The organism is Streptococcaceae bacterium ESL0687 (assembly GCA_029392475.1).
Taxonomy (GTDB): Bacteria; Bacillota; Bacilli; order Lactobacillales; family Streptococcaceae; genus Floricoccus.
Window position 1 is genome coordinate 1294120 of sequence record CP113940.1, and the last position, 25785, is coordinate 1319904.

The window sequence follows — 25785 nt, forward strand, 5'->3', positions numbered from 1 at the left end:
TTAATCTTCTATTTCAATTTCTCCAAGTTCCAAACCTAAATCTTCACTTTCAGCGGCCTTGGCTGGTTTATCCTTCTTAGAATCTGCTACTGGCTTATCATCTTCTAGCATCCCAAACTTAATTCGAACTTCCCTATCAATCTCATCAAAGACCTCAGGGTGTTCCTTAAGATAAGCTTTGGCTTTTTCAGAACCTTGACCGATTCTCTCACCCTTATATGAATACCAAGCACCTGATTTGTTGACAATGTCCAAATCTGATGCGATTTTTAACAGCTCTCCAGTTTGTGAGATCCCCTCACCATACATGATTTCAACCTCAGCCACTTTGAAAGGTGGTGCAACCTTATTTTTAACAACCTTAATCTTGGTTTCCTTACCAACATTTTGATCTTTTTCATCCCCAGTACCCTTGATTTGTGTATTTCCACGAACGTCAAGACGGATTGATGAATAGAACTTAAGCGCACGTCCACCAGGAGTTGTTTCTGGGTTACCAAACATTACCCCAACTTTTTCACGCAGCTGGTTGATGAAGATAGCAATTGTCTTAGTCTTGTTGATACTGGCTGATAGCTTACGCATGGCCTGACTCATCATCCGAGCCTGTAGACCCACGTGAGAATCTCCGATGTCGCCGTCAATTTCAGCGCGCGGTACAAGGGCTGCAACCGAGTCGATAACAACCAGATCAATAGCACCACTGTCGATTAGTTTTCCAGCGATTTCAAGACCTTGTTCTCCACTATCAGGTTGTGATAAAAGGAGTTCGTCAATATTAACACCTAGGGCTTGGGCATAGGCAGGATCAAGTGCGTGTTCGGCATCAATGAAGGCTGCAATCCCACCCTCTTTTTGAGCCTGAGCTACAGCGTGCAGGGCCACAGTTGTCTTACCAGATGATTCTGGCCCATAGATTTCAATAATTCTTCCTTTAGGGTAACCACCTGCACCAAGGGCAATATCAAGAGCCAGGCTTCCAGAACTCATAACTTGAACCTTCTGCTCAGCCTTGTCACCAAGACGCATAAGTGCTCCCTTACCGTAGTCTTTTTCAATTATTTTAAGGGCATCATTGAGGGCACGTTCCCTCTCGTCACCAAATTTCTTTGTAACTTCTTCTGTTTTTTTCTTAACTTTAGCCAATTTTTTCTCCAATCTTAAATTGTAACAAGGTAGGTCTATTATACCATTTTTAGGTCCATAGTTCATGTTAGACCACTTGGATAAAATACCCATCACTTCCCTTATTTACCCATTAGTTACCTATTCATACGAAAAAAATTAATTATTTTACCCTTAAAATTTTATTTATATTTTCAACTAAAATCTTAGTCTTTTTTTGGAAAAAGAACTATAATGGTCTCTATACATTTATTTAGTGGAGGAAACTTATGCCCTTATTAGAACTTAAAGATATTAAAAAATCTTACTACCTGGGAAAGGAAGAATTCCCTGTATTAAAGGGTATTAATTTATCCTTTGAACGAGGAGAATTTGCAAGTATTCTCGGTGAATCTGGGGGTGGAAAATCAACCCTCATGAATATCATCGGAGGACTAGACAATAAATTTTCCGGCGAGGTGATTGTTAATAACGTCAACCAAAGATCAAAAACAGAAAAGGCCATGGATGAATACCGCAGAAGTACCATCGGTTTTATTTTCCAAAGTTTTAATCTCGTTAATTATTTGACTGTTTTAGACAATGTCCTTTTAAGCCTTAAAATGACTAGCCTTTCCCACCAGGAACAGGTGAAAAAAGCTGAAGACTTATTAAGACAAGTGGGTCTCTTTGACCATCGAAAAAAGAAACCCAATCAGTTATCTGGTGGACAAAAGCAAAGGGTAGCCATCGCCCGAGCCCTCGCTAATAGCCCTGAAATTATTATCGCTGATGAGCCGACAGGTGCCCTAGACAGTCAAAATACAAGAGATGTTCTTCGGATCTTAAGAGAAATTGCTGAAAGTGGTACAACCGTTGTTGTCGTAACCCATTCGCAAGAGGTTGCTGACTACGGAACAAGAATTATTAGGCTTGCTGATGGGCGAATTGTTGATGATGAAAAGTTAAGGGATCCTTATCAGGTTGTAGAAAAACCTAAAAACTTCAAAGCCAAGGCCTTAAGTTTTGCAAGTTCCCTTGGAATGTCTTGGAAGCATTTCAAATATAACTGGAAGCAAAACCTTCTAATTTCAATTGGTACAGGGATTGGACTTTTTGCCGTTATGCTCTTTTTAGGACTTGGAAACGGAATTAGCAAGTTTGCCGAAAAGCAGGTATCTGAGCAACTCAATCCCAACCATCCAACTATTATGAGGAGGGTCTCAAAGGATGATAAAACTCCTAATGAATTAGCCCTACAAGAAAGCAGCCAGGCCGTCTTAACAGGAGATTCAAAAGTTTTATTTGATGATGCCTTAATTGCAAAACTTAAAAGTGTTAACCATGTCACAGCAGTTGAGGAAACTTACAGTATTCCTCTAGTCGTTCCTGGTAAAATCACCCTCAATGACCAATCTGAAAACTTCCAAACAGTAGTAAGTTGGGGAAGTAACCAGCAGGAAGCTTCAGTCAAAGAAGGACACATTCCAGGCGACAACGAAGTCCTTATAAGTAAACAAACTGCTATGAAATTTAATCCCGATGATTATAGTTCAATCGTTGGTAAAGAGGTCAAAGTTAACTATTCTACCCTTTCAAGTGACGGAACAAAAGCTGTTACCATTGAAAAAAATTACACTGTATCTGGTATAGTTGATTCTCTTACAAGTTCAAATATGGCTATCTTTAGCTATAAGGGACTTAAAGAGTCTCTAGAAGCTGCTGGAGCACAAACTAAGTCAAGTATTGTATCAGTTGATATTGACGATTCTAAAAATGTAGACCAAGTCCTATCTGATATTCAAAATATCAAGGTTGACGGTAAAAAAGCCTTCGTTACCCTGGGAACTGGTGACATTCTCAAAACAATTAATGGTTACCTAGATATCATTAAATATGTTCTTGCAGCTATTGCTGGAATCTCATTAATCGTTTCAATCTTTATGATTGTCGTGACAACTTACATGTCAGTTACAGAAAGAACCAAAGAGATTGGTATCCTTCGTGCCATGGGAGCCCGTAAGAAAGACATTCGCCGCCTCTTTACTGGAGAAAGCCTTATGTTAGGTCTTCTGGCAGCAATCATAGCAATTGCTGGAGCCCTACTAGGAGAATTTGGTCTTAATAAGGCCCTTTACGATTTAGCCAAATTTGACTTAGTTCAGGTTACAAGTAGCGATATAATCTTTGCTATACTTGTGGGTATTGTAATTGCCCTTCTATCAAGCATTGCACCATCAAGTCGTGCAAGTAAAATGAATACAATTGAAGCTCTTTCAGTTGATTAATAAAAAGCATGCCCAGGCATGCTTTTTTCTTATGGATTAAAACAAAAAAAGAAGCAGAATAATCTGCTTCTTTTGACCAGGTAAATCTTAAAGTTGTTTGTTGTAGAATTCTACGACAAGAGCTTCGTTGATTTCTGGGTTGATCTCATCACGTTCTGGAAGACGCTCAAGAGTACCAGTAAGTTTGTCAGCATCGAATGATACGAATGCTGGACGTCCAAGAGTAGCTTCAACAGCTTCAAGGATAGCTGGAACTTTTTGAGATTTTTCACGAACGCTGATTACATCACCAACTTGTACGCGGTATGATGGGATATCAACGCGGCTTCCGTTAACAAGGATGTGTCCGTGGTTAACGAATTGACGTGCTTGACGACGAGTAGTAGCAAGACCTAAACGGTAAACTACGTTGTCAAGACGTTGCTCAAGAAGAACCATGAAGTTGAAACCAAGAGTTCCTTCTTTGATTTTGCTTGCTTGTACGAATAGGTTACGGAATTGACGTTCAGTTACTCCGTAAGAGAAACGAAGTTTTTGTTTCTCAGCAAGTTGTAAACCGTATTCAGATAATTTGCTACGGTTGTTTGGTCCGTGTTGTCCTGGTACGTAGTTACGACGTGCGATTTCTTTACCAGTTCCAGAAAGTGATACACCTAAACGGCGTGAAAGTTTCCAAGATGGTCCTGTATAACGTGACATGTATGTCATCCTCCAAAATATTATTTTTTGAAGAAACAATGTTTTGAATAATTCCAGGTCCGTGCACTGCATCTTCACCTTTACAGCTTTGGCTACTTTAACTAACCAGATGCATTGTTGACGGGGTCCTTAACTATTCTGCTGCACTATTTCAACTTTACTAGTTTATCAAGATTATTCTTCTGTGTCAATATTAACTTCATCAATTTCAACCACTTCGACAACTTCTTCCTGATCAGCGTAGTGGATAAGAATATTTTCAGTTAAAATATCAGAGTAGCTGTAGCTAGCTCTTTCCTTAGGACGAGAGTCTTGATCGTAAACAACAATAAAAAGTGAATCGTAAACTTCAGAAAGGGTACCTTCCCTACGGTTTTCACGCTTACGACCGTACTGGCTTGTAATACCAACTACCTGTCCTTCGTGATTTTTTACGTCTTCCTTAATTTTTTTCATTTTTTCAACATCTTCGAATGCTTGTGACATAATATCCTACTTTCTAGTAATTAAAATTCTTCCATATTCGAAAGATTGACAAATTTATTATATTCCTTAATGAAGGCAAGTTTTACTGTTCCTCGCGCTCCACTACGGTTTTTTTCAATAATAACCTCAACTGTGTTATCCTCTTCAAGGGATTCAGACTCCTCACCTTCTCTAGCGTAATAGTCTTCCCGGTATAAAAAGGCCACAATATCCGCATCCTGCTCGATAGATCCAGATTCCCTAATATCAGATAAAACTGGTCTTTTATCCTGCCTCTGCTCCACCCCACGGGATAGCTGACTTAGGGCAATCACAGGAACCTTTAATTCCTTGGCTAAAATTTTAAGCTGTCTTGAAATTTCTGAAACTTCCTGTTGACGGTTCTCCCGGCCTGTCCCTGAAATCAACTGCAAGTAGTCGATTAGGATAAGACCAAGATTACCTGTTTCCTGGGCAAGTTTCCGGGCACGGGCTCTGATTTCTGTAATCTTAATTCCCGGCGTATCATCAATGTAAATCCCTGAGTTTGAAAGAGTGCCTGCTGCTATAGTCAGACTATTCCAATCATCCCGGGATAGGTTACCTGTCCGAAGATTATAAGATTCAATCCTACCTTCTGCAGCAAGCATCCTTTTGACCAAACTTTCAGCCCCCATCTCTAAAGAAAAGATGGCAACTGATTTATCAAGCTTTGTTCCTATATTTTGTGCAATATTAAGGGCAAAGGCCGTCTTACCGACAGCAGGACGAGCTGCAAGGATTATTAATTCCTCTTCATGAAGTCCAGTAGTTAAGTCATCAAGGGCCGGGTATCCTGTTGCTAGACCAGTAATTCGGTTGTCTTGCTGGCTAAGTCTATCGATTTCTTCAAAGCTATCATTAACAAGATCAGAGATTCTTTTAAAGCCAGAACGGTTTTTATTCTCAGCCACATCCATCAGCTTGTTTTCAGCTTCATTTAAAATATCATAAGGATCTTCTTCCTGGGCATAGGCTTTCTCTACACTCTGGGTTAAATTGCTAATTAAATTTCTTAGAAGGGACTTCTCCGCAACGATTTTAGCATAGTAGGCTGCATTGGCACTGGTTGGAACAGCACTTGCAAGTTCAGCAATGTAGGAAACACCGCCGATATTTTCAAGCTCTCCATCTTTTTCTAAGGCATTCCGAACTGTTAGGACATCAATCGGTTCCTTCTCATCAGAAAGCTTGATCATATTTCGAAAAATTGTCCTGTGGGCCACCTTGTAAAAGTCTGCCAAATCCAGATATTCACGGACTTCAATCAAGCGATCAGCATCCAAAAATATCGCCCCTAGAACAGCCTGCTCAGCTTCTAAATCTTGAGGAGGAACCTTCATAATATCCTGATCAGGCATTATGCTTCTCCAACGTGAACTCTAATTGTAGCTGTAACATCCCTGTGCAGTTTAACAGGTACCTTAGTCACCCCTAGACTTTTAATAGGATTTTCAAGCTGAATCTTGTGTTTATCTAATTTGACCTGATATTGGTCACTTAGGGCACTTGCAATTTTTTTAGAGTTGATAGCTCCAAATAATCTTCCGTCTTTACCAACTTTTTCAGTCAGCTCAACCATTGTTCCCTCTTCTTCAAGGAGCTCTTTTAATTTTTTAGCCTCTGCTAAAATTTCTGCCTCCTGTTTATCTTGGGCCTTCTTTTGTCCCTTTAATTCACTAATGGCCGCATTTGTTGCTTCCTTGGCTAGATTTTTTTTGATTAAGAAATTTTGAGCGTATCCAGAAGGAACCTCTTTAATTTCTCCCTTTTTTCCCTTACCTTTTACATCTGCTAAAAATATAACTTTCATTTTTTACTATCCTTCCCTGTCATCTATCTTGTCTTTTTTCTCATCTCTGAGAACCTCTAAAAGCTCTGCTTTAACCTCTTCAATTGTTTTCTCATAGACCTGAGCTGCCGCATTATTGAAGTGTCCACCACCACCAAAGGCACTCATAATTGTTTGCACATTATAATCCCCCCGGCTTCTTGCCGATATGGCAATGTATCCATTTTTATGGCGGGCAATAGCAAAGGCCATATTGATATTAACCATATCAACCAAAGTTTCAGCAGCAATGGCTGTTTTTACATTATCATATTTTTTATCAGGATTTCCGCAGGCTACTACTGTGTGTTCACCGACAAAATCTGCATTTAAGATAATCTCATTTACATCCTTATAATCATTATAGTTGGTTGCAAGAATGTCCTTGACTAAATTGCCATCAGCACCTTGTTCCCTAAGGAAGCTTGCTGCTTCAAAGGTCCTACTTGTTGCTCCCTTACTGAAACTTTTAGTATCAACTGAAATCCCTGCTAGAGTAATACTAGCCTCAAGACTTGTCATCTTTTTAGGATTAGTTGTCTGGTACTGAAGAAGCTCTGTTGCAAGTTCACTGGCACTACTTGCCCCACTTTCAATATAAGTCAGCATGGCATGATTTGGAAAATCTTCATCCCTCCTATGGTGGTCAATTACAACTAACTTATCAAAGGCCTTATAAAACTCTTCATTGAGGGTCATCTTCGGCTTAGAGTGGTCAACCATAATCAAAAGAGAATTATCTCTTCTGAGCGCCTTGGCCCTGTTGGTTGTGATAATATATTTTTTACCGTCCTCTGCCACATCAAGTTTAGCAATAGCCCTTTGAACATCTGGTAAAAGTTGCTTTTTATCGTAAACTACATAGGCAGGCTTACCTGCAAGATTTGCAAAAATCTTCATGGCAACCGCTGAACCTAGGGCATCCATATCAGGAAACTTGTGACCAACGATAAAAACATTGTCACTTTCACTAATAATCGTGTTGATGGCTGTCGCAATAGCACGCGCCCTAGTCCTTGACCTTTGCGACCTGCTAGCTGAATTTCCCCCAAAGTATCTAATGGGAGCAGAGTCAATATTTTCTTTGACAACAACCTGGTCACCCCCTCGAACAAGAGCTAGTTCAAGGTTATTAAGGGCTGTTCTACCGATTGATTGGTGATTTTCAATCCCGTAACCAACCCCTATACTATAGGTCAAGGAAACATTTTTTTCAGCAGCCTTCTTCTTAAATTCTTCAGAAAAACTAAAATTATCATCCATGATTCGGCTAAGAGTCCTATAGTCTGTAAAGAAATAGTAACGACCTGCAGAAACCCGCCTTGTAAAGATTTTATATTTGCTAGAAATACTATCAATGGAGTTGGTAATAACACTATTAATCGTTGTTCTTTCACTTTCAGAAATTAAATCAGTGGTATCATCATAATTATCAACTGATAAAACACCAATAACCGCACGACTATCAGCTATAATATTTTTTGCATCAAGCTCCTCACTGGCATCTAAAAAGTAAAGGAGATGCTTATCCTTGTCATGCTTAACAGTATACTGCTTGTTATCAAGACTCATATATTTACTGATACCTTCTTCAATTTGACTGGTTATTTTCCTAATTTCATCCCTGCTAAAATACTTTACGGCATCACCAAAAATTAAATCAACATAAGGATTAAACCATTCAATTTCATAGGTATCCGGCGTATATCGAACGACTCCTAAAGGCATCTTTTCAAGGGTTGAACTCAAAGAATTTTCAGCCATTTCATTTGCATTTCTAATAAAATCAACAGTGTTACTTTGGTAGACCTTTTTTTGGTACAGAATCACCGCAAGAACTGCTAAATTTAAGAAAAACAAAATCACCATTGAGTTAATTCTTGACTCAGAAACCCTAATGACAATACATTCTATTAGAAATAAAATCCCTAACATGATGGTCGTTGTTAGTGAAGACAATTGATCAAAACGTTTCATAATTACACTCCTGTCCGCAATATTTTATCATAAATACCGATAAAAATAAAGAAGCGGGCAAGTCATCTGAGAATCAAGAAAAGACAAAAAAGGAGCTTCTGCTCCTCTTATTTTTTATTTTTTCCTTCAAGGTAGACCATCAAAATACTGATATCTGCTGGATTTACCCCACTAATTCGACTGGCTTGACCAATTGTTTCGGGATTAATCTTTTTGAATTTTTGACGGGCTTCTGTAGCGATTGAATCAATGGCATCCCAGTCAATGTTAGCTGGAATCCTTTTAGCCTCAAGACGGTGCATTTTGTCTATCTGATCCATTGCCTTCTTAATGTAGCCTTCGTATTTAATTTCAATTTCTAGTTGCTCAATGATTTTGTCATCAAGATCTTCAGCAGCTGGTTCAATGAAATTAAGAAGGTCACTGTATTTAATCTCAGGACGCCTTAGGAAGTCCCTTGCTGTCATGGCATCTTTCAAAGGCTTATACCCGTATGATTCAATAATTTTATTGGTTTCTGCTGTCGGCTTAAGTTTAAGCTCAGATAAACGTTTATTTTCTGCTTCAAGCTTATATTTTTTAATCTCGTAAGCATCAAAGCGGTCAGCATCAACAAGGCCAATCTCACGTCCTAGCTCTGTCAATCGCATGTCAGCATTATCATGGCGAAGAATCAAGCGGTACTCAGCCCTACTTGTTAAAAGACGGTAGGGTTCAATGGTTCCTTTGGTAACCAAATCATCAATCATAACTCCAATATAGGCGTCACTTCTTTTTAGGATAAATTCAGGTTTTCCTTGAGCCTTTAAGGCTGCATTAATTCCTGCAATAATTCCTTGACCACCGGCTTCTTCATAACCTGAGGTACCGTTGGTTTGACCAGCTGTAAATAGGCCCGAAATAAGTTTGGTTTCAAGGGTTGGGCGAAGTTGATGAGGTAGGACTACATCGTATTCAATGGCATAACCAGAACGCATCATCTCTACCTGCTCAAGACCAGGAATGCTTCTTAAAATTTCAAATTGCACATCCTCAGGCAGGCTGGTTGAAAGACCCTGAACATAGACCTCGTCAGTATTACGACCTTCAGGCTCTAAAAAGAGTTGGTGGCGTGGTTTATCTGAGAAACGGACAATCTTATCTTCAATTGACGGGCAGTATCTTGGCCCAACTCCTTTTACAACACCAGAAAACATTGGTGCCCTGTGAAGATTATCATTAATAATCTTGTGGCTTTCTTCACTTGTATAAGTCAACCAACAAGGAATTTGGTCCTTGTCATAGTCAGCATCTCGAGATAGGTAGCTAAAGTGATTAGGCTCCTCATCTCCTGGTTGAATTTCAGTTTTGCCGTAGTCAATACTTTGAGCCTTAACACGAGGCGGAGTACCTGTTTTAAAACGGGCAATCTCAAAACCAAGATCACGAAGATTGTCAGCCAGGGTAATTGATGCTAGGGAATTATTTGGCCCTGATGAATATTTCAAATCTCCTAAGATGATTTCTCCGCGGAGGGCTGTTCCTGTTGTTATAACAACTGATTTTGCTCCGTATTTAGTTCCGGTAGATGTTCTAACTCCTACAACTTTTTCGTCTTCAACAAGGAGTTCATCAACAATGGCCTGACGAAGAGTCAAGTTTTCCTGAGCTTCAACAGTCCTCTTCATTTCCTGTGAATAAAGTTCCTTATCAGCCTGGGCACGAAGGGCACGGACGGCTGGACCCTTACCGGTATTTAACATTTTCATCTGAATGTAGGTCTTATCAATGTTGCGACCCATTTCACCACCTAGGGCGTCAATTTCACGAACGACAACCCCTTTGGCAGACCCACCAATCGACGGGTTACATGGCATAAAGGCCAGCATATTTAAGTTAATAGTTAGTAACAGGGTTTTTGATCCCATGCGGGCTGAAGCAAGAGATGCTTCCACTCCAGCATGACCTGCACCAACGACAATTACGTCAAATTCTTCTTGAAAGTTCACATTATCTCCTATACATATATACATACAAAAAAGCCAAAGCAAGAGCAGGTACGCCAAAAAAAGCATACATGACTCAGTACTTTGACTACTGGTTTTCATTTTAAAAATATTTTATCTTAAATTTAATAGTTGGTCAAGCCGGGCGTTTCTATTTTTTAACCTGAAAGAAGGAATCATCCTTCTTTAGGTAGTGCTTGCCGACTGTTAAATCATACTGAATCATTTTAAAGTCACTTACAATTTTTTCCTGATCAGCAGTCAATTCGCCTTTTGCTCCAAGCATCTGCTGGTTGGGCACTTGATCAAAATGATCTGTCTGAAGGGCATACCAGGGGCTAACCTTTGTATCTAGAAGCTCTAGTAATTCAGGAATAAAATCACTGGTCCTAACAATTGGCTTACCATTTTCGAAACCTTTTCTATTATTCCAGATGAAGTAATCGGTCTGATATTTCAAATTCTGATTTTTTTCAAAGGCTGACTGAGGGTAGATTCCTGGAAGATGATCCCCGTAAAAGACAACTGAAATATCTTTCGGGGCATCGACAAGTTGGCTTAAAAACTCTTCAGTATCCGTATCAGTCTGAGCTATTGAGTTTACATAGTTAGATAAGGTCTTGTTAACATCTTTTCCAGCTTTTGCAAGTTCTGCCGTTATATGTCCATCTACATCAACCCACGGCGAATGATTTTGAATGGTTATGAGTGAAAAGAACTGAGGATCAGTCGTCAGGTTATCTATGACCTGATTATAGCTGCTGGCGTCACTTGGATGAACCCCGTAATTTTCAACATCAAGTGCTAACATGTTCGAGTTAGCTAGGGTTATGAATTCATTATATCCCATTTGATTATAGACATTTCTTCTATTGTAGTTCTCAGCATTTTCCAAATGAATGGCTATCTTTTCCTTGAAAAAATCACTGAGGGTTGGAATAAAGCGCATGGCTGGCACAATTTCATTGTTTACAACCGTTATGGTTGGACTAAAATAATCCAGATTTAGACCAGTTAGCCCTTCAAATTCCATATTAGCTGTCCCCCCACCATAACCATGGGAAATCATGAGGCCTGAAGCCGTACCAGCCTTAATTTTGTCAATTTCAGGCAAAGGATTTTGGGATAACTTAACCTGAGGAATCCTATTGGGATTGGCTAAAGATTCTGAGAGGACGAAGATTACGGTCTTGTCGCCAATATTTTCCTTGCGACTTTGATTTAATTCCTCTGCTCGCTTAATATATCTGTCTCTTATCTCCATCACAGCCTTTTGACTATAACCTTCAGGCTCATCCATGGGATCAGTAAATAGCTGCCTATACCACACAAAAGATAGGGATTTCATATTAGCTGTAGGCGTGTTACCTAGCCAGAGAATATTCCCGTCCTGCCACTTTGAAAAATCAGACAGAACGGCAACCTTCAGATGAGGATTCTTTCTAGTATTGTCACCTATAAGCCACAGGCAAAAAATTGATGCTGCAAGCAGAACAATTCGCTTCCTTTTTCTTTGAAAGACCCTTCCCCTGAGAAACTTAGTTTGGAGGAAAATAGTAAGACCGACTACAAGTAACAGGACGATAAACATTCCAATAATCCTACCGCCATTGATAAAACTAATAAGTGATTTAAAATTTTTAAGCCAGGTAAAATCGGTCAAATAAACAGGTTCACCCCTGAGGCCAAATTTTTCAATATTTGAAAAAACCAAAAGACCTGTCAGCATTATAATTAATGAACTTGCGTAAATATACCGATTTACTAATAAATAAATCAGATAGTAAATCAGAAAAAGCGTTAAAATTTGAAATAGACTGGCTCCATCTAAAACAGAATAACCAACAATTTTAGTGTAGTTAGCAAGACTCAGCTGAATCAAGTAATTGGCATTAATAGCCAAAAAGATAGAACTTGCAAATGCAAGCTGCCAGTTTACATGATTCCTAGAAAATCCATTGATTCCTTTAACAAAAGAGCTTGCTACAACAACTACCACAAGAAAGAGGAAAATCTCCCTCAAAGTCAGATTAAGAAAGTCTAACAAAGTAAAGCGATCAACTGCAATCAGGTCAATATTATTAAGGGGGTTGAGGTAATAAAATTTAGCCTTTAACAATGAAAAAATCTCAGGACTCAAATAAATAAACAGTGAGAAAAGAGCTGTTAATACCTGTTCTTCTTTAAGGTCAAAAAAGCCAGAAAACCAACTATCATAAAGGGATGTTTTAAATCTTTTCATCCTGCTAAAAACAAAGAAAAGAAAGATTAAAAACCCTACATAAGCCACTATATTCCAGTCAACAAAGATTTTAAAGACAAGCTGTCCATCTAGCTTAAAATCCTTATCATTTACATTTTTTGTTAAAACAATCAGAAAATGAAAGATTCGACTGAGTAGATAAAGTCCTCCTGCCTTAAGAAGGGTTGACCAATTTGTTTTCTTCCCCAAAACAACAAGTAAACTGAATAAAATTGTCAAAAGAGGCACTAAAAAGCAAATTACCCCAACAATAGACTTGAAAAAAATATTTATCTTAACATTATCAACAGATTCAAATAACCATCCATTGATCAGGGCATATAAACCCAGGCCCAAGGATGCAAATAGGAGCCCAACTCCTCTTTTCTTCCACAAAAACTCTCCCAATAGCTCCTACCTCCGCTTTCCTTTTACTGGTACTGCATGACCTTACAGTCCTTGTAGGCGCGGTCAATCATGGCACCTCCCAGACATTCAGGACCATCATAGAATACTACGGCCTGACCTGGTGTGATAGCGCGAACTGGTTCCTTGAATAGGACTTCTGCCTTGTCGCCGTCGATCTTAACAGTTACCGGCACATCAGGTTGACGGTAGCGGAACTTGGCTGTACAGTCAAATTCGAATTTTTCAGGCATGTCACGGGTGAAGCTAACTTCACTTGCTTCAAGACTTGTTGAGTAAAGATGCTCGTGGTGGAAGCCTTGCCCCACATAAAGAGTATTTGTTGTTAGATCTTTTCCGACTACAAACCAAGGCTCATTGTCGCCTCCCTGTTGACCACCAATTCCAAGACCTCCACGTTGGCCGATTGTGTAGTACATAAGACCAGCATGAGGCCCCATATCGCGCCCGTCAAGAGTCATCATGCGGCCAGCTTTAGCTGGAAGGTACTTACTGAGGAACTCCTTGAAGTTTTTTTCTCCAATGAAGCAGACTCCTGTTGAGTCCTTTTTCTTGGCTGTGGCAAGACCAGCTTCTTCAGCGATCCTGCGAACTTCTGGTTTTTCCAGGTGTCCCAGCGGGAACATGGTCTTAGCCAGTTGTTCTTGCGATAGTTGACTTAAGAAATAAGTTTGGTCCTTATTGTTGTCATTACCACGTAACATGTGGACTGTTCCATCTTCGTCTCGACTTACTTGAGCATAGTGGCCTGTTGCCACATAGTCTGCCCCCAGGCTCATAGCATAGTCTAAGAAGGCCTTGAACTTGATTTCCTTGTTACACATAACGTCAGGATTTGGGGTTCTTCCTGCCCTATATTCAGCCAAGAAGTACTCAAAAACCCTATCCCAGTATTCTTTTTCAAAGTTTACTGTATAGTAGGGGATGCCGATTTGATCAGCTACTGCTGCCACATCCTTATAGTCCTCAGTTGCCGTACAAACGCCGTCATCATCAGTATCATCCCAGTTTTTCATAAAGATTCCGACTACGTCGTAACCTTGTTCTTTTAAAAGAAGAGCAGTAACACTGGAATCTACTCCTCCGCTCATTCCAACAACAACACGTGTTTTTGAATTGTCCATATACACCATCTTTCTTGTAAAGTGAGATTAAAGGTCTACTTTACTTACCATTAATTTTTGCTTTGCATTGAAGGTGCAAGCCTTCGTATTATAACAAAAAAAATTAGCTAATAAAATAATGCTAACTAACAATTTTATGACATTTTTATTTTATAATTCAAAAGAAATTGATGTAATTTACAATTAGCTCAAAAGGTTGTACACTAGGCCTATGACTACAAAGGAGCGTAAAATGAATCATTATTTTTTTGACTTAGACGGAACCATTATCAATAGTGAAATCGGTATAAAAAATACTTTTAGGCATACCTTTAAGGAGCTGGGACTTGAAGAGCCAAGTGATGAAACTCTGACCTCTTTCATTGGTCCTAGCCTTGAGGTTACCTTCTCTCAGATGGGAGACCAGGATTTTGTTAATAGGGCCCTTGAAATTTATCGTTCCTACTATACCAAGTATGGGATGTTTGAAGCAGAAATCTACCCTGATATCCTTGAAACCATTGAAGAATTAAGAAAAAATGGTGCCAAAACCTATATTGCTACCAGTAAATATGAACCAGTTGCCCAAAAAACCCTTGAAGTTTTCAAAATAAACGACTACTTTGACGACTTAACTGGAAGCTTTGAAGGAAGACACACCAAGACTGCTGTTCTCAAAGAAGCCCTCAGAAAATCTCAGGCAGATAAAAACCAGAGTCTGATGATTGGTGATAGGTCCTACGATATTACTGGAGGCTCTGAAAATGGCCTACAAACAGTTGGCGTTCTTTACGGTTTTGGTGATCTGGAAGAGCTTGAGGCAGCAGATGCCAGCTATATTATTTCAAATCCCAAGGAGCTACTAGAAATCTAATGGAAAATATAAAATTTAAAAGTGTTTTTGATATCATAGGCCCTGTTATGATTGGACCAAGCTCCTCTCATACGGCTGGAGCAGTTAGGATTGGAAAAATTGTCCGCTCAATTTTTGGCGAGATGCCAAGCCAGGTTGATATTCACCTCTACCAAAGTTTTGCTAAAACCTATAAGGGGCATGGTACTGATGTTGCCCTAGTTGCAGGCCTCTTAGGTATGGATACTGATGACCCCCAGATACCTGAATCTTTAAAGATTGCCCACGACCAGGGAATGGAAGTATCTTGGATTATTGACCGGGAAGGAAAGACTAATCATCCCAATACTGCAAAAATTATCGTTAAGGGACAAAACCGAAGCATGTCTATTACAGGAATTTCAATCGGAGGTGGAAATATCCAGGTAACAGAGCTAAATGGTTTTGATATTGCCCTTAATATGAACACCCCTACCCTGATTATCGTCAACCAAGATATACCAGGAGTAATTGCTAAAATAACTAACTTTCTATCCCAAGCTAATATCAATGTTGCCCAAATGAATGTAACCCGTGAAAGTGCAGGAGAAAAGGCAATCATGATGATTGAGGTTGATTCACAGGATATAGGTGACGCCTTAGAAAAAATTAAGGCCATTCCCCATATTGAAAACGTCAACTTCTTTAAATAAAAACTGGAGTCTACAAAATGTTTTATTCAATTCAAGAATTAGTCTACCAGGCTAATCTTAACCACCAGGGAAGTATCCCTGAACTTATGATTGCAACCGAAGAAGAAATGACTGGTTGCAGCCGGGAAGAGATCATAAGCCTCATGGAAAGAAATCTTGAGGTAATGGTTGATTCTGTTAAAAAAGGCCTTGATCCCAAGCCATCGCCAACTGGACTTTCAGGAGGGGATGCTGCAAAGCTTGACCGCTACCTGCAAAAGGGAAGCAGCCTTTCTGACACAACAATTCTCTCAGCAGTCAGAAATGCCATGGCTGTCAATGAATTAAATGCTAAGATGGGACTAGTCTGTGCTACTCCTACAGCAGGTTCTGCCGGATGTGTTCCAAGTGTCCTTGTTGCAGCCAGCGAAAAGCTAAAGCTAAGTCCTAAAGAACAAATTGATTTCCTATTTACAGCAGGAGCCTTTGGACTTGTTATTGCTAACAATGCCTCGATTAGTGGAGCTGAAGGTGGTTGTCAGGCCGAAGTTGGTTCAGCCAGTGCCATGGCAGCTGCAGCCCTCACTCATGCAGCAGGAGGCTCAGCCTTTGAAGCTTCCCAGGCAGCAGCCTTTGTTATCAAAAACCTTCTGGGACTTATCTGTGACCCAGTTGCAGGGCTTGTTGAAGTACCCTGTGTTAAAAGAAATGCTCTAGGGGCAAGTTTTGCCTTTGTGGCAGCTGATATGGCCCTTGCTGGTATTGAATCAAAAATTCCAGTTGATGAGGTAATTCAAGCCATGTATCAGGTTGGTGTTGCCATGCCAACTGCCTTTAAGGAAACAGCTGAAGGTGGACTTGCTGCTACCCCTACCGGTCAAAGACTAATGGAAGAAATTTTCGGCCAATAAAAAGACGGAGAGATCCGTCTTTTTTATTTTGATTATTAAATTTATAAGTAACAAGAAAAACTATTACAGTTTGTAATACATCAGTTCTCCTATAAGATCAGCAAATAAGGTAAATAATTATTAGATTAAGAGGAAAAATTTACTTATCTTTCCCAGATTCTATTGTAATTACTAAAGAAAAATAGTATTATCGTTATACATTCTTTTTTTGGGCTATTTTTTTAGCTATATATGTTTGTTATCTAACAAACTTCGTATATTATAACAGATGAAGGAAAAAACTTTAGGAGAAGCTTATTTATGAATATTTTAAAGATGGCAGTTGAAACCCTAACCAAGGTTGAAGTTTTAAGTGCCATTACATCGACTGTCTTTATTATCCTTCTTGGATATTTTTGTAGGAAAAAGGGTATTTTCGATGCCCATGTTGGGAAAACTCTCTCAAAACTCGTACTTACTGTTGCCCTACCATGTCTTGCCTTCAACTCATTTATGCAAGATATCGACCCAGTAAAACTAGAACAAAGTATAAATGTTTTGATTTGGGGATTAGTTATCTATGTCCTTCTCATCTTCCTTTCAAAGCCATTATTTATGAAATACAAGGGTGATAAGCAAACAACCCTTAGGGTTCTAACAATTTTTGGATCAACTACCTTCTTTGGAACACCGATTGTCAGTGCAGTTTACGGTCCTCTTGGGGTTATGTATTCAAGCGTCTTTAATATCGGTTACCGTATCTTCCTTTATTCTTACGGCTATATTAAAATGAGTGGTCTTAAGATGGAAGCTAAGAATATCAAAACCATGTTTATGAACCCAATAATCATTGCAACCTTTGCAGGTCTTCTTATCTGGCTTTTCCAAGGATACCTTCCACAAACACATGTTACAGTAAATATTCCAGCGAGCGTTGAAAAAGGAAAGGTTGTAACTGAACAAGTTGTTAAAAGTTTTGCCATCCTTCGAATCGACCAAACCCTTCCTTGGCTCTTTAAACCAATGACCTTCCTAGCAGGACTTGCATCACCTCTTGCATGGTTATCAATTGGTACAACCCTTGGTGAGGTTGAATTCAAGAAAGCAGCATCAGATAAAACTTCTTGGTACTATTCATTTGTTAAAGTTATTATCGTGCCTCTTATTAATCTGGTTGCTCTAACTATTCTAACAGCAACAGGAATATTTAAAGTTGACTCAACAGCTCTTGCAACAATTGTTATCATGATGGCAGCACCTACTGCAACAGTCGCAGCCGCTTATGCCATAAGTTTTGACAGAGAAGCTGTCCTTGCATCCAATGCTTCGCTTATATCAACGGTACTTGCTGTTATTATGACACCTGTTTGGATTGTCGTCCTTCAAATGATTGGCTAACCAAGCACCTCAAATACTAATATTTACAACTTAAAGACAGAAAGGTCTAGGTTTACATTATGTTAAAAATCGCATGTTACGGGGTTCGACCAAATGAAAAACCCTACTTTGAAAAACTCAATAAATATAACTATGATTTAAGTTTAATCGAAGATTTACTGACCCATGATAATATAGATACTACAAAGGGGCAGGACGCCGTTTTACTTCGCGGAAACTGTGTTGCGGACAAGGAAAATCTTGAAAAAATGAAGTCCTTTGGAGTTCGCTATGTCTTCACTAGAACTGTAGGATTTAACCATATTGATCTAGATGCTGCAAAAGAATTGGGACTACTTGTTGCGCGTGTTCCTGGGTATTCTCCAAATGCAATTGCAGAACTTGCCCTAACTCTTGGGATGAGCCTTTTAAGAAATGTTTCTTATACTGTTGACCGTACTTCGCAAAAGAATTTTACAGTAACCCCTCAAATGTTTAGTCGCGAAATCCGCAACTGTACCGTAGGGATTCTTGGAACTGGTAAAATCGGTCTTGTCGAAGCTAAGTTGTACAAAGGTCTTGGAGCACGCGTTGTAGCCTATGATATTTACCAGTCTGATGAAGCTAAAGAGGTTGTTGAATTTTTAGAATTAGATGAACTACTTGAAACAAGTGACATCGTAAGCCTCCATCTTCCTTACTTCCCTGGAAAAAATGATAAATTGGTCAATCAGGACTTCCTAGCTAAGATGAAAGATGACGCCATCCTCATCAATACAGCAAGAGGAGAACTTCAGGATAACGAGGCCATTTTAAAAGCCCTCCAGGAAAATACCTTGGGTGCCTTTGGAACAGACGTTATGCCTAACGAAACAAGCATCTTTTTCAAGGAATTTTCACCAGAAAATCCAATGCTTGATAGCCTAGCTGAACAACTGGTAGACCTATATCCAAGAGTTCTTATTACACCGCACATTGGGTCAAATACGGACGAAGCCCTTAAAAATATGATTGAAATCAGCTTTGATAATTTTAATGATGTTGAAACCACAGGAACTTGTCCAAATCTAATTTAATAAATAAAAAAGCAGGCCCAAAGCTTGCTTTTTTGCTGGCCTAAAAACCTGGCTAAGACCTATTTCTTTTGGTTTCTTTGTTAATTTTTTAATTTTTTTGCTATAATCATACCATGAAAAAATTATCAGAATTTATTAAAGAAAATAAGCTACCACTTCTGGCAAGCTTTTTTGTACCGGCCTTTTTACTTACAGTTATTTATTCAATTTTTGGCATTTTTTGGGACGGGGGAACGACCGTTCTAGCTGGAGATTCTTACCACCAGTATGTTAATGCCCACTCCCTCTATCGGGATATCATGCACTCTGGTAAAGGTTTTTTCTATACCTTTACCAGTGGTCTTGGACTGAATCTCTATTCATTTTCATCCTATTACTTGGGTAGCTTTTTCATGCCCCTGACCTATTTTTTCACGGCGGAAAATATGCCTAATGCCCTCTATCTGTTTACCCTTTTAAAATTTGGGACAATTGGGCTGACAGCTTTTGTAAGCTTTAAAAATATGTATAAAGGCATTTCAAGCTGGCTTATTTTACCCCTATCAACAGCCTACTCCCTCATGAGTTTTTCAAGTAGTCAGAGTGAGATTATCATGTGGCTTGATGTTTTCATCTGGCTGCCACTTATTGTTTGGGGGCTTCACTCCCTCATGGATTCTGGCAAGAAAAAACTCTATTTTATTAGCCTGACCATTCTCTTTATTCAAAATTATTACTTTGGATTTATGATGGCTATTTTTCTGGTAGGATACTTTCTGACCAGATCAACCTTTAATTTTACCAGGAAAAAATTCCTTAAGAATTTTAGGGACTTCTCACTTACATCAATTTTAGCTGGAATCAGCTCCCTGATAACCATTCTTCCCATGTACCTTGACCTTAAAATCAACGGTGAAGCCTTAACCCCCATCACTAGGTTATTTACTGAAAAAAGTTGGTACTTTGATTTCTTTGCTAAAAACTTTCTAGGAGCCTTTGATACCACTAAATATGGTTCAATTCCTATGATTTATGTCGGACTGGTTCCTCTAATCCTTGCCATCTTATTTTTCCTTGCCAAAAGCATCTCGCTTAAGACAAAATTTGCCTATCTAGCTCTTTTGATCTTTATCAATCTAAGCTTCCACTTAGAGGCGCTTGATCTTCTATGGCAGGGGATGCACGCGCCTAATATGTTTTTACACCGCTATTCCTTTACCTTAAGTCTCTTAATTGTTCTTATGGCCCTTGAAAGCTTAAGCAGGATTAATGAATTCAGTAAACGGACAATTACCTACGGGTTTATCTTCTTAGCTACCGGATTTAGCTACGTTCTGGTAAGTGAGCGCTATAACTTTTTAAATAAATACAATATCATCTTAACAATATTCTTCCTACTTGCCTATTTCCTTCTAGCCTGGGCCTTTAAAGAAAGGAAAATTAATACCCAACTTTTAATGCTGACTCTCCTTTTTCTTATGATTGGAGAAACAGGTATTAACAGTTACTACCAAATTAAGGGTCTTTCTAGCGAGTGGGGATACGCTAAAAAATCCCACTATGATGAGCAATACGACAAGATTGATCCCTTGGCAAAAAGTCTCGATTCTAAGACCTTTACCCGGATGGAAAATCTTGAACCTGACACAGCCAATGACGGAATGAAATATGATTACAATTCCCTAGCCCAATTTTCAAGTGTCAGAAATCGTAAATCAAGTAGCACCCTTAATCTGCTTGGATTTAAATCCCTTGGAACAAACTTAAATCTAAGATATCCAAATAATACCCTGATAGGTGACGGAATTTTTGCCATTAAATATAATATCACCAACAACCTACAAGAAAACAAATATGGTTTTGAAGATACCGATTTTGATAAACTAAAGGAAAACACCCTGGCCCTAAATCCTGCTATTTTTGTTGCAGGAGGTTATGAGGACGTTGAATTAGTAGAAAACGAAGCCCTTGAAAATCAAACCAAGATGCTCAACCAGCTCTCAGGCCTGGATCTTAACTATTTCAGCAGTCAAGCTAAAGGAAGCGAGAGCATTTCAGGAAATATCAGTGCAAATGATACCCGGGTTACCCTTAGGAAAAAAGATAGTGAAACGGAGCTATCCTTCTCCTATTCAATCACTGCACCAGCCAAGAAACAACTCTATTTAAAGATGCCTAATATCAGCTTTTCTGGTGATAAGGGCAAGGATATAAAACTTACCATAAACGATAGGTCTTATACCTTTAATCCTTTAAATACTGGTGCTTTCTTCAATCTAGGTTATTATGATACCTCAACACCGATTGACTTTAAGTTAACCGTGCCAAATAATGATAATATCTCCTTTGATAAGACCCAACTTTGGGCCTTGGATGTTGAAAACTATCAAAAGGCCATTGAAAAAATAAATTCTAATAAAACTGATGTCAAGGTCATTAAAAATGGCCTAAGCGTTGACTATGATGCCAAGACTAGCGGTGACTTGTTTCTAACTGTTCCCTATGATCAAGGTTGGACTGCATTTGTTGACGGTAAAAAGGTGACTATCGAGCAGGCCCAAACTGGCTTTATGAAAATTAAGGCTCCTGCTGGTGAACACACAGTCAAATTAAAATTCCTACCTCAAGGATTTAAACTTGGACTTGTGGCTTTCATTCTGGGCATAAGCACCTTTATCCTCTATGAGGGGAGTTTTACCTCTTATCTACTTGATAAATATAAAAAGAAAAAAGAAGGAAAATAATCCTTCTCTTTTTCTTTTAATCAAAAATGCAATTGCATTTAACCATGACCTCACTTGTCTTATGATCTAAGGCATCCCTTAGGATTTCGAGATCAGCTTCAGTAAAATCACTAATTTTAATCAACTCTGCAATAGCCTGCACCCTTTGTTTGGTACAAATTTTATCAGCGAGTTCATCTGCCATTTCACGGGCCGCTTCACCCTCAGAAAGTCTAGCTGAATAGATATACCTTCGCCCCTCCTTTTGAGTGGAAAGCATCTCTTTTTTTACTAGCCTACCAAGAAGGGTTTTTATGGTTGAAAGCTGCCAACCGTGGCTTGGATCAATTTTGCTGGCAACATCGTCAACAGTGGCTGAACCGTTAGTCCAAATGACCCGCATAACATCCCATTCTGCATCACTAATTGTATTAATCATGCTCTACCTCCTCTATCTTTATAACAAGTTTACAGCTGTAAATGTTCTTTGTCAAGGTATCGGTTTAACCCTTAAAGGCAATAGCTGTTTCCTTTTATTTAAGAAACTTATTCGCTATAATGTAGGTAAATCAGGTATTCAGAACTTAATAAAACTTATGAATAGGAGAAATATGTACGAAGATAAAATAATTTTTGCCCATAGGGGGCTTCCTCTTAAGGCTCCTGAAAATACTATGGCATCTTTTAGGCTATTAAAGGATTATAATATAAAATGGTTTGAAACAGACGTCACATCTACAAGTGACGGTGAACTAGTTATTATCCATGATGATTTTTTAGACCGAACAACAAACCTACATGGTGAGGTAGCAAGGACATCCTATCAGGACCTTAAAAATCTGGATGCAGGCTTTTGGTTTTCCCAAGAATTTAAGGGGGAAAAATTACCCCGGATGGAGGATTTGGTAGATTTTATTAATGACAGTAAAATCAATCTAAACCTTGAACTAAAGGGAATTTCTGGTCCCCGTGGAAACCTTCTGGCTGATAATTTGGTGGTAAAACTTAAAAAACTTTTGGCCCAGATTGATCCTGAGGTTAAGATTTTAATCTCATCCTTTAATTCAATTATGCTGGCCAAGATGCAGCAGATTGCTCCTGAATATGAATACGCCATCCTCTTTGAAAGACATACCTTGTATCCAGACTGGCAACTAATTGCAGATGCCTGCGGCGCAAAAACAGTCCACCTCGAAAATGAACTTCTTACCTATGAAATGGTCAAGGAAATTAAAGATCGTGGTTACAAGGTCAATGTTTGGACGGTAAATGATCCGTCCCGGGCCAACCAACTCTTTAACTGGGGGGTTGATGGTATTTTCACTGATCAGGCCGACTACTTTACAGGAAGAAGAATGGAAAATTAAAAGCAAGCAAATAAAAAGGACCTAGGTCCTTTTTATTTGCTTTAGCTTTATTAGTTGGCAACAATATTTACAAGTTTTCCAGGTACAGCAATAACCTTTCTAACTGTTTTACCTTCAATATTTGCCTTAATCTCATCATTTGCTAGAGCTAGGGCTTCAAGTTCATCACGAGATAAGTCTTTAGCAACAACGGCTTTAGTTTTAACCTTACCGTTAACTTGAAGAACAATTTCAATTTCAGACTCTACAAGTTTAGATTCATCATAGGTTGGCCAGGCAACGTATGAAATTCCTTCAGTTCCACCAAGTTTAGCCCACAGCTCTTCACTTAGGTGAGGTGCAATTGGAGCTAGAAGTTGGATGAATCCTTTAGCATATTCAAGTGGGAAGACCTTAGCCTTGTTAGCTGCATTGACAAAGATCATTAGCTGGCTGATTGCTGTATTAAATTTAAGGTTTTCTAGGTGATCCCCTACAAGTTTAACTGTTTCATTATAAACCTTGTCCAAGCTTCCATCGTTTTCGTCCTTAATGTTATCACGAAGAGCTCCGTCCTCAGTCACATAAAGACGCCATACACGGTCAAGGAACTTACGAGCTCCGTCCAGTCCTTCTTCAGACCAAGCGATTGAAGCATCAAGTGGTCCCATGAACATTTCATAAAGTCTTAAGGTATCAGCTCCGTATTCGCGGACAACATCATCAGGGTTGATAACATTCTTAAGCGATTTACTCATCTTAGCTGGACCTTGTTCAAGCTCCTCACCAGTTTCGATATGAATGAACTTGTCCCCTTGTTTTTCAACCTTATCACTTGCTACAAGAGCTCCCCTTGAATCGCGGTAGCTTGTTCCAAGAATCATACCTTGGTTGAACAGTTTGGCAAAAGGTTCCTTAGTTGGAACTACTCCTAAATCATAAAGGAACTTGTGCCAGAAGCGAGCATAAAGCAGGTGAAGCACGGCATGTTCAGCTCCTCCAATATAAATATCTACTGGTAGCCATTCCTTAATTTTTTCAGGATCAGCAAGAGCTTCTGTATTTGTTGGATCAATGTAACGAAGGTAGTACCAACTTGAACCAGCCCACTGAGGCATAGTATTAGTTTCACGGCGTCCCTTACGGCCATTTTCGTCTTCTACATTTACCCATTCAGTAATATTTGCTAGGGGGCTTTCACCAGTACCTGAGGGCTTAATATCATTTGTTTTTGGAAGAACTAGTGGGAGCTCTTCAACTGGAACAGCTGTTGTTTCTCCGTCTTCCCAGTGAATGATTGGAATTGGTTCACCCCAGTAACGCTGGCGGCTAAATAGCCAATCACGTAAGCGGTAGGTAACCTTCTTAGATCCTACTCCCTCTTCCTCTAACCAGCTATTAACACGATTGATGGCTTCTTCCTTGTTCAGACCATCTAGGAAACCTGAGTTGATGTGAATACCATCTTCAGTATAAGCTTCTTCTTCAACATTTCCACCCTCAAGAACCGGAATAATATCAAGGTCGAATTGTTTAGCAAATTCCCAGTCACGAGTATCGTGAGCAGGAACGGCCATGATAGCACCTGTTCCGTAGCTTGCAAGAACATAGTCAGCAATCCAGATTGGAATTTCACGACCATTAATTGGATTAATAGCATAGGCACCAGTGAAGACCCCAGTTTTTTCCTTGGCAAGGTCTGTACGGGCAAGGTCAGATTTAAGGGATGCAATACGTTTGTATTCAGCAACAGCTTCAGCCTGTTCAGGAGTTGTAATTTGGTCAACCAGGGCATGCTCTGGTGCCATTACAGCATAAGTTGCTCCAAAAAGAGTATCAGGACGAGTTGTAAAGACTGTAAAGTCACGATCTGAGCCCTTGATTTTAAAGTTTACATCAGCTCCAGTTGATTTACCAATCCAGTTCCTTTGCATTTCCTTGATTGACTCAGGCCAGTCAAGCTCATCAAGGTCTTCAAGTAGACGTTCAGCATAGGCTGTAATTTTAAGCATCCACTGGCGCATTGGTTTTCTAACTACCGGATATCCACCACGTTCACTGGTTCCATCAGGAAGAACCTCTTCATTTGCGATAGCTGTTCCAAGCTCTTCAACCCAGTTTACAGGCACTTCAGCCTCGTAGGCAAGTCCTTCTTCGTAAAGTTTTGTGAAAATCCACTGGGTCCACTTGTAGTAGTTTGGATCAGTTGTATTAATTTCACGGTCCCAGTCATAAGAGAAACCAAGGGAATTGATTTGACCCTTAAAGGTATCAATATTTTGTTGGGTAAAAATAGCTGGATCATTTCCAGTATCAATAGCATATTGTTCAGCAGGTAGACCAAAAGCATCCCAACCCATTGGATGAAGGACATTATAACCTTGGGCACGCTTGTAGCGGCTTAGGATGTCAGTAGCTGTATATCCTTCAGGGTGTCCTACGTGAAGACCTGCTCCTGATGGGTACGGAAACATGTCTAGGGCATAGAATTTTTTGGCACCTGGTTTTTCACCAGTTTTAAAGGTATGGTTGTCAGCCCAGTACTTTTGCCACTTCTGCTCAATTTCTTGATGATTGTAGTTCATAGTTTTCCTCATTATCAATTAATTTAATATTTTTATTCTAACACAAATAGCCTGAAAATTGCCATAATCTATTTAAAATATTCAAAGATAATTACCCAGACAAACAAAAAGGATAGCCTCATGATA

General features: G+C 39.3%; 19 protein-coding genes. 8 read left to right on the plus strand and 11 right to left on the minus strand.

Features of this window, described 5'->3' with window-relative positions; all coding sequences use genetic code 11:
* Positions 1 to 1146, minus strand: coding sequence for a recombinase RecA (recA, locus tag OZX60_06360; protein ID WEV45052.1), 1146 nt, complete (start codon positions 1144 to 1146; stop codon positions 1 to 3).
* Between the two features lie 248 nt (positions 1147 to 1394).
* Here recA and OZX60_06365 point away from each other — a divergent pair, with 248 nt between their 5' ends.
* On the plus strand, positions 1395 to 3392 hold the full coding sequence (locus tag OZX60_06365; GenBank protein ID WEV45053.1) for an ATP-binding cassette domain-containing protein: 1998 nt from the start codon (positions 1395 to 1397) through the stop codon (positions 3390 to 3392).
* An 87-nt stretch (positions 3393 to 3479) separates the two neighbouring features.
* Here OZX60_06365 and rpsD read toward each other — a convergent pair whose 3' ends face one another.
* From rpsD to mnmA, 8 genes are all read right to left on the minus strand, one after another.
* Entirely contained in the window at positions 3480 to 4091 is a 612-nt protein-coding gene (gene rpsD, locus OZX60_06370; GenBank protein ID WEV45054.1) for a 30S ribosomal protein S4, read from the minus strand.
* A gap of 174 nt (positions 4092 to 4265) precedes the next feature.
* Positions 4266 to 4577 carry a hypothetical protein gene (locus tag OZX60_06375; protein ID WEV45055.1) on the minus strand — a complete coding sequence of 104 codons (312 nt, stop codon included), beginning with the start codon at positions 4575 to 4577 and terminating at the stop codon, positions 4266 to 4268.
* Between the two features lie 20 nt (positions 4578 to 4597).
* The gene (dnaB, locus tag OZX60_06380) at positions 4598 to 5956 is read right to left on the minus strand and encodes a replicative DNA helicase (protein ID WEV45056.1); all 1359 of its coding nucleotides are present in this window, start codon (positions 5954 to 5956) and stop codon (positions 4598 to 4600) included.
* Entirely contained in the window at positions 5956 to 6408 is a 453-nt protein-coding gene (gene rplI / locus OZX60_06385; protein ID WEV45057.1) for a 50S ribosomal protein L9, read from the minus strand. The genes dnaB and rplI overlap by 1 nt, the downstream gene beginning before the upstream one ends.
* Positions 6409 to 6414: 6 nt before the next feature.
* Entirely contained in the window at positions 6415 to 8403 is a 1989-nt protein-coding gene (locus OZX60_06390) for a DHH family phosphoesterase (GenBank protein ID WEV45058.1), read from the minus strand.
* 107 nt (positions 8404 to 8510) lie between these two features.
* Positions 8511 to 10391: a tRNA uridine-5-carboxymethylaminomethyl(34) synthesis enzyme MnmG gene (gene mnmG, locus OZX60_06395; GenBank protein WEV45059.1), complete on the minus strand. Its 1881-nt coding sequence runs from the start codon at positions 10389 to 10391 to the stop codon at positions 8511 to 8513.
* 148 nt (positions 10392 to 10539) lie between these two features.
* A complete protein-coding gene (locus tag OZX60_06400) occupies positions 10540 to 13026 on the minus strand; it encodes an LTA synthase family protein (protein ID WEV45060.1) in 2487 nt (828 codons plus the stop codon).
* 35 nt (positions 13027 to 13061) lie between these two features.
* On the minus strand, positions 13062 to 14180 hold the full coding sequence (gene mnmA / locus OZX60_06405) for a tRNA 2-thiouridine(34) synthase MnmA (GenBank protein ID WEV45061.1): 1119 nt from the start codon (positions 14178 to 14180) through the stop codon (positions 13062 to 13064).
* 232 nt (positions 14181 to 14412) lie between these two features.
* Here mnmA and OZX60_06410 point away from each other — a divergent pair, with 232 nt between their 5' ends.
* From OZX60_06410 to OZX60_06435, 6 genes are all read left to right on the plus strand, one after another.
* Positions 14413 to 15033, plus strand: coding sequence for an HAD-IA family hydrolase (locus OZX60_06410; protein ID WEV45062.1), 621 nt, complete (start codon positions 14413 to 14415; stop codon positions 15031 to 15033).
* A complete protein-coding gene (gene sdaAB, locus OZX60_06415) occupies positions 15033 to 15704 on the plus strand; it encodes an L-serine ammonia-lyase, iron-sulfur-dependent subunit beta (protein WEV45063.1) in 672 nt (223 codons plus the stop codon). The genes OZX60_06410 and sdaAB overlap by 1 nt, the downstream gene beginning before the upstream one ends.
* Positions 15705 to 15721: 17 nt before the next feature.
* Positions 15722 to 16594, plus strand: a complete 873-nt coding sequence (sdaAA, locus tag OZX60_06420) for an L-serine ammonia-lyase, iron-sulfur-dependent, subunit alpha (GenBank protein WEV45064.1) — start codon at positions 15722 to 15724, stop codon at positions 16592 to 16594.
* Between the two features lie 300 nt (positions 16595 to 16894).
* Positions 16895 to 17971, plus strand: coding sequence for an AEC family transporter (locus OZX60_06425; protein WEV45065.1), 1077 nt, complete (start codon positions 16895 to 16897; stop codon positions 17969 to 17971).
* A 59-nt stretch (positions 17972 to 18030) separates the two neighbouring features.
* Positions 18031 to 19026 carry a 2-hydroxyacid dehydrogenase gene (locus OZX60_06430; GenBank protein ID WEV45066.1) on the plus strand — a complete coding sequence of 332 codons (996 nt, stop codon included), beginning with the start codon at positions 18031 to 18033 and terminating at the stop codon, positions 19024 to 19026.
* 113 nt (positions 19027 to 19139) lie between these two features.
* Positions 19140 to 21749, plus strand: a complete 2610-nt coding sequence (locus tag OZX60_06435; protein WEV45067.1) for a YfhO family protein — start codon at positions 19140 to 19142, stop codon at positions 21747 to 21749.
* A 16-nt stretch (positions 21750 to 21765) separates the two neighbouring features.
* On the opposite strand, the gene OZX60_06440 is transcribed toward OZX60_06435, so the two are convergent.
* The gene (locus OZX60_06440; GenBank protein WEV45068.1) at positions 21766 to 22167 is read right to left on the minus strand and encodes a CopY/TcrY family copper transport repressor; all 402 of its coding nucleotides are present in this window, start codon (positions 22165 to 22167) and stop codon (positions 21766 to 21768) included.
* 172 nt (positions 22168 to 22339) lie between these two features.
* Here OZX60_06440 and OZX60_06445 point away from each other — a divergent pair, with 172 nt between their 5' ends.
* On the plus strand, positions 22340 to 23095 hold the full coding sequence (locus tag OZX60_06445; protein ID WEV45069.1) for a glycerophosphoryl diester phosphodiesterase: 756 nt from the start codon (positions 22340 to 22342) through the stop codon (positions 23093 to 23095).
* A 50-nt stretch (positions 23096 to 23145) separates the two neighbouring features.
* Here the strand turns inward: OZX60_06445 and leuS are convergent, their stop codons facing one another.
* On the minus strand, positions 23146 to 25659 hold the full coding sequence (gene leuS, locus OZX60_06450; protein WEV45070.1) for a leucine--tRNA ligase: 2514 nt from the start codon (positions 25657 to 25659) through the stop codon (positions 23146 to 23148).
* Between the last annotated feature and the right edge of the window lie 126 nt (positions 25660 to 25785).

Bases quoted from the DNA above. Each gene is read 5' to 3' on its own strand.
- rpsD (WEV45054.1), bottom strand. From the start codon at position 4,091: ATGTCACGTTATACAGGACCATCTTGGAAACTTTCACGCCGTTTAGGT.
- sdaAB (WEV45063.1), top strand. From the start codon at position 15,033: ATGGAAAATATAAAATTTAAAAGTGTTTTTGATATCATAGGCCCTGTT.
- sdaAA (WEV45064.1), top strand. From the start codon at position 15,722: ATGTTTTATTCAATTCAAGAATTAGTCTACCAGGCTAATCTTAACCAC.
- OZX60_06425 (WEV45065.1), top strand. From the start codon at position 16,895: ATGAATATTTTAAAGATGGCAGTTGAAACCCTAACCAAGGTTGAAGTT.
- OZX60_06440 (WEV45068.1), bottom strand. From the start codon at position 22,167: ATGATTAATACAATTAGTGATGCAGAATGGGATGTTATGCGGGTCATT.
- OZX60_06430 (WEV45066.1), top strand. From the start codon at position 18,031: ATGTTAAAAATCGCATGTTACGGGGTTCGACCAAATGAAAAACCCTAC.
- OZX60_06365 (WEV45053.1), top strand. From the start codon at position 1,395: ATGCCCTTATTAGAACTTAAAGATATTAAAAAATCTTACTACCTGGGA.
- OZX60_06410 (WEV45062.1), top strand. From the start codon at position 14,413: ATGAATCATTATTTTTTTGACTTAGACGGAACCATTATCAATAGTGAA.
- OZX60_06375 (WEV45055.1), bottom strand. From the start codon at position 4,577: ATGTCACAAGCATTCGAAGATGTTGAAAAAATGAAAAAAATTAAGGAA.
- OZX60_06445 (WEV45069.1), top strand. From the start codon at position 22,340: ATGTACGAAGATAAAATAATTTTTGCCCATAGGGGGCTTCCTCTTAAG.
- leuS (WEV45070.1), bottom strand. From the start codon at position 25,659: ATGAACTACAATCATCAAGAAATTGAGCAGAAGTGGCAAAAGTACTGG.
- OZX60_06390 (WEV45058.1), bottom strand. From the start codon at position 8,403: ATGAAACGTTTTGATCAATTGTCTTCACTAACAACGACCATCATGTTA.
- mnmA (WEV45061.1), bottom strand. From the start codon at position 14,180: ATGGACAATTCAAAAACACGTGTTGTTGTTGGAATGAGCGGAGGAGTA.
- dnaB (WEV45056.1), bottom strand. From the start codon at position 5,956: ATGCCTGATCAGGATATTATGAAGGTTCCTCCTCAAGATTTAGAAGCT.
- OZX60_06435 (WEV45067.1), top strand. From the start codon at position 19,140: ATGAAAAAATTATCAGAATTTATTAAAGAAAATAAGCTACCACTTCTG.
- rplI (WEV45057.1), bottom strand. From the start codon at position 6,408: ATGAAAGTTATATTTTTAGCAGATGTAAAAGGTAAGGGAAAAAAGGGA.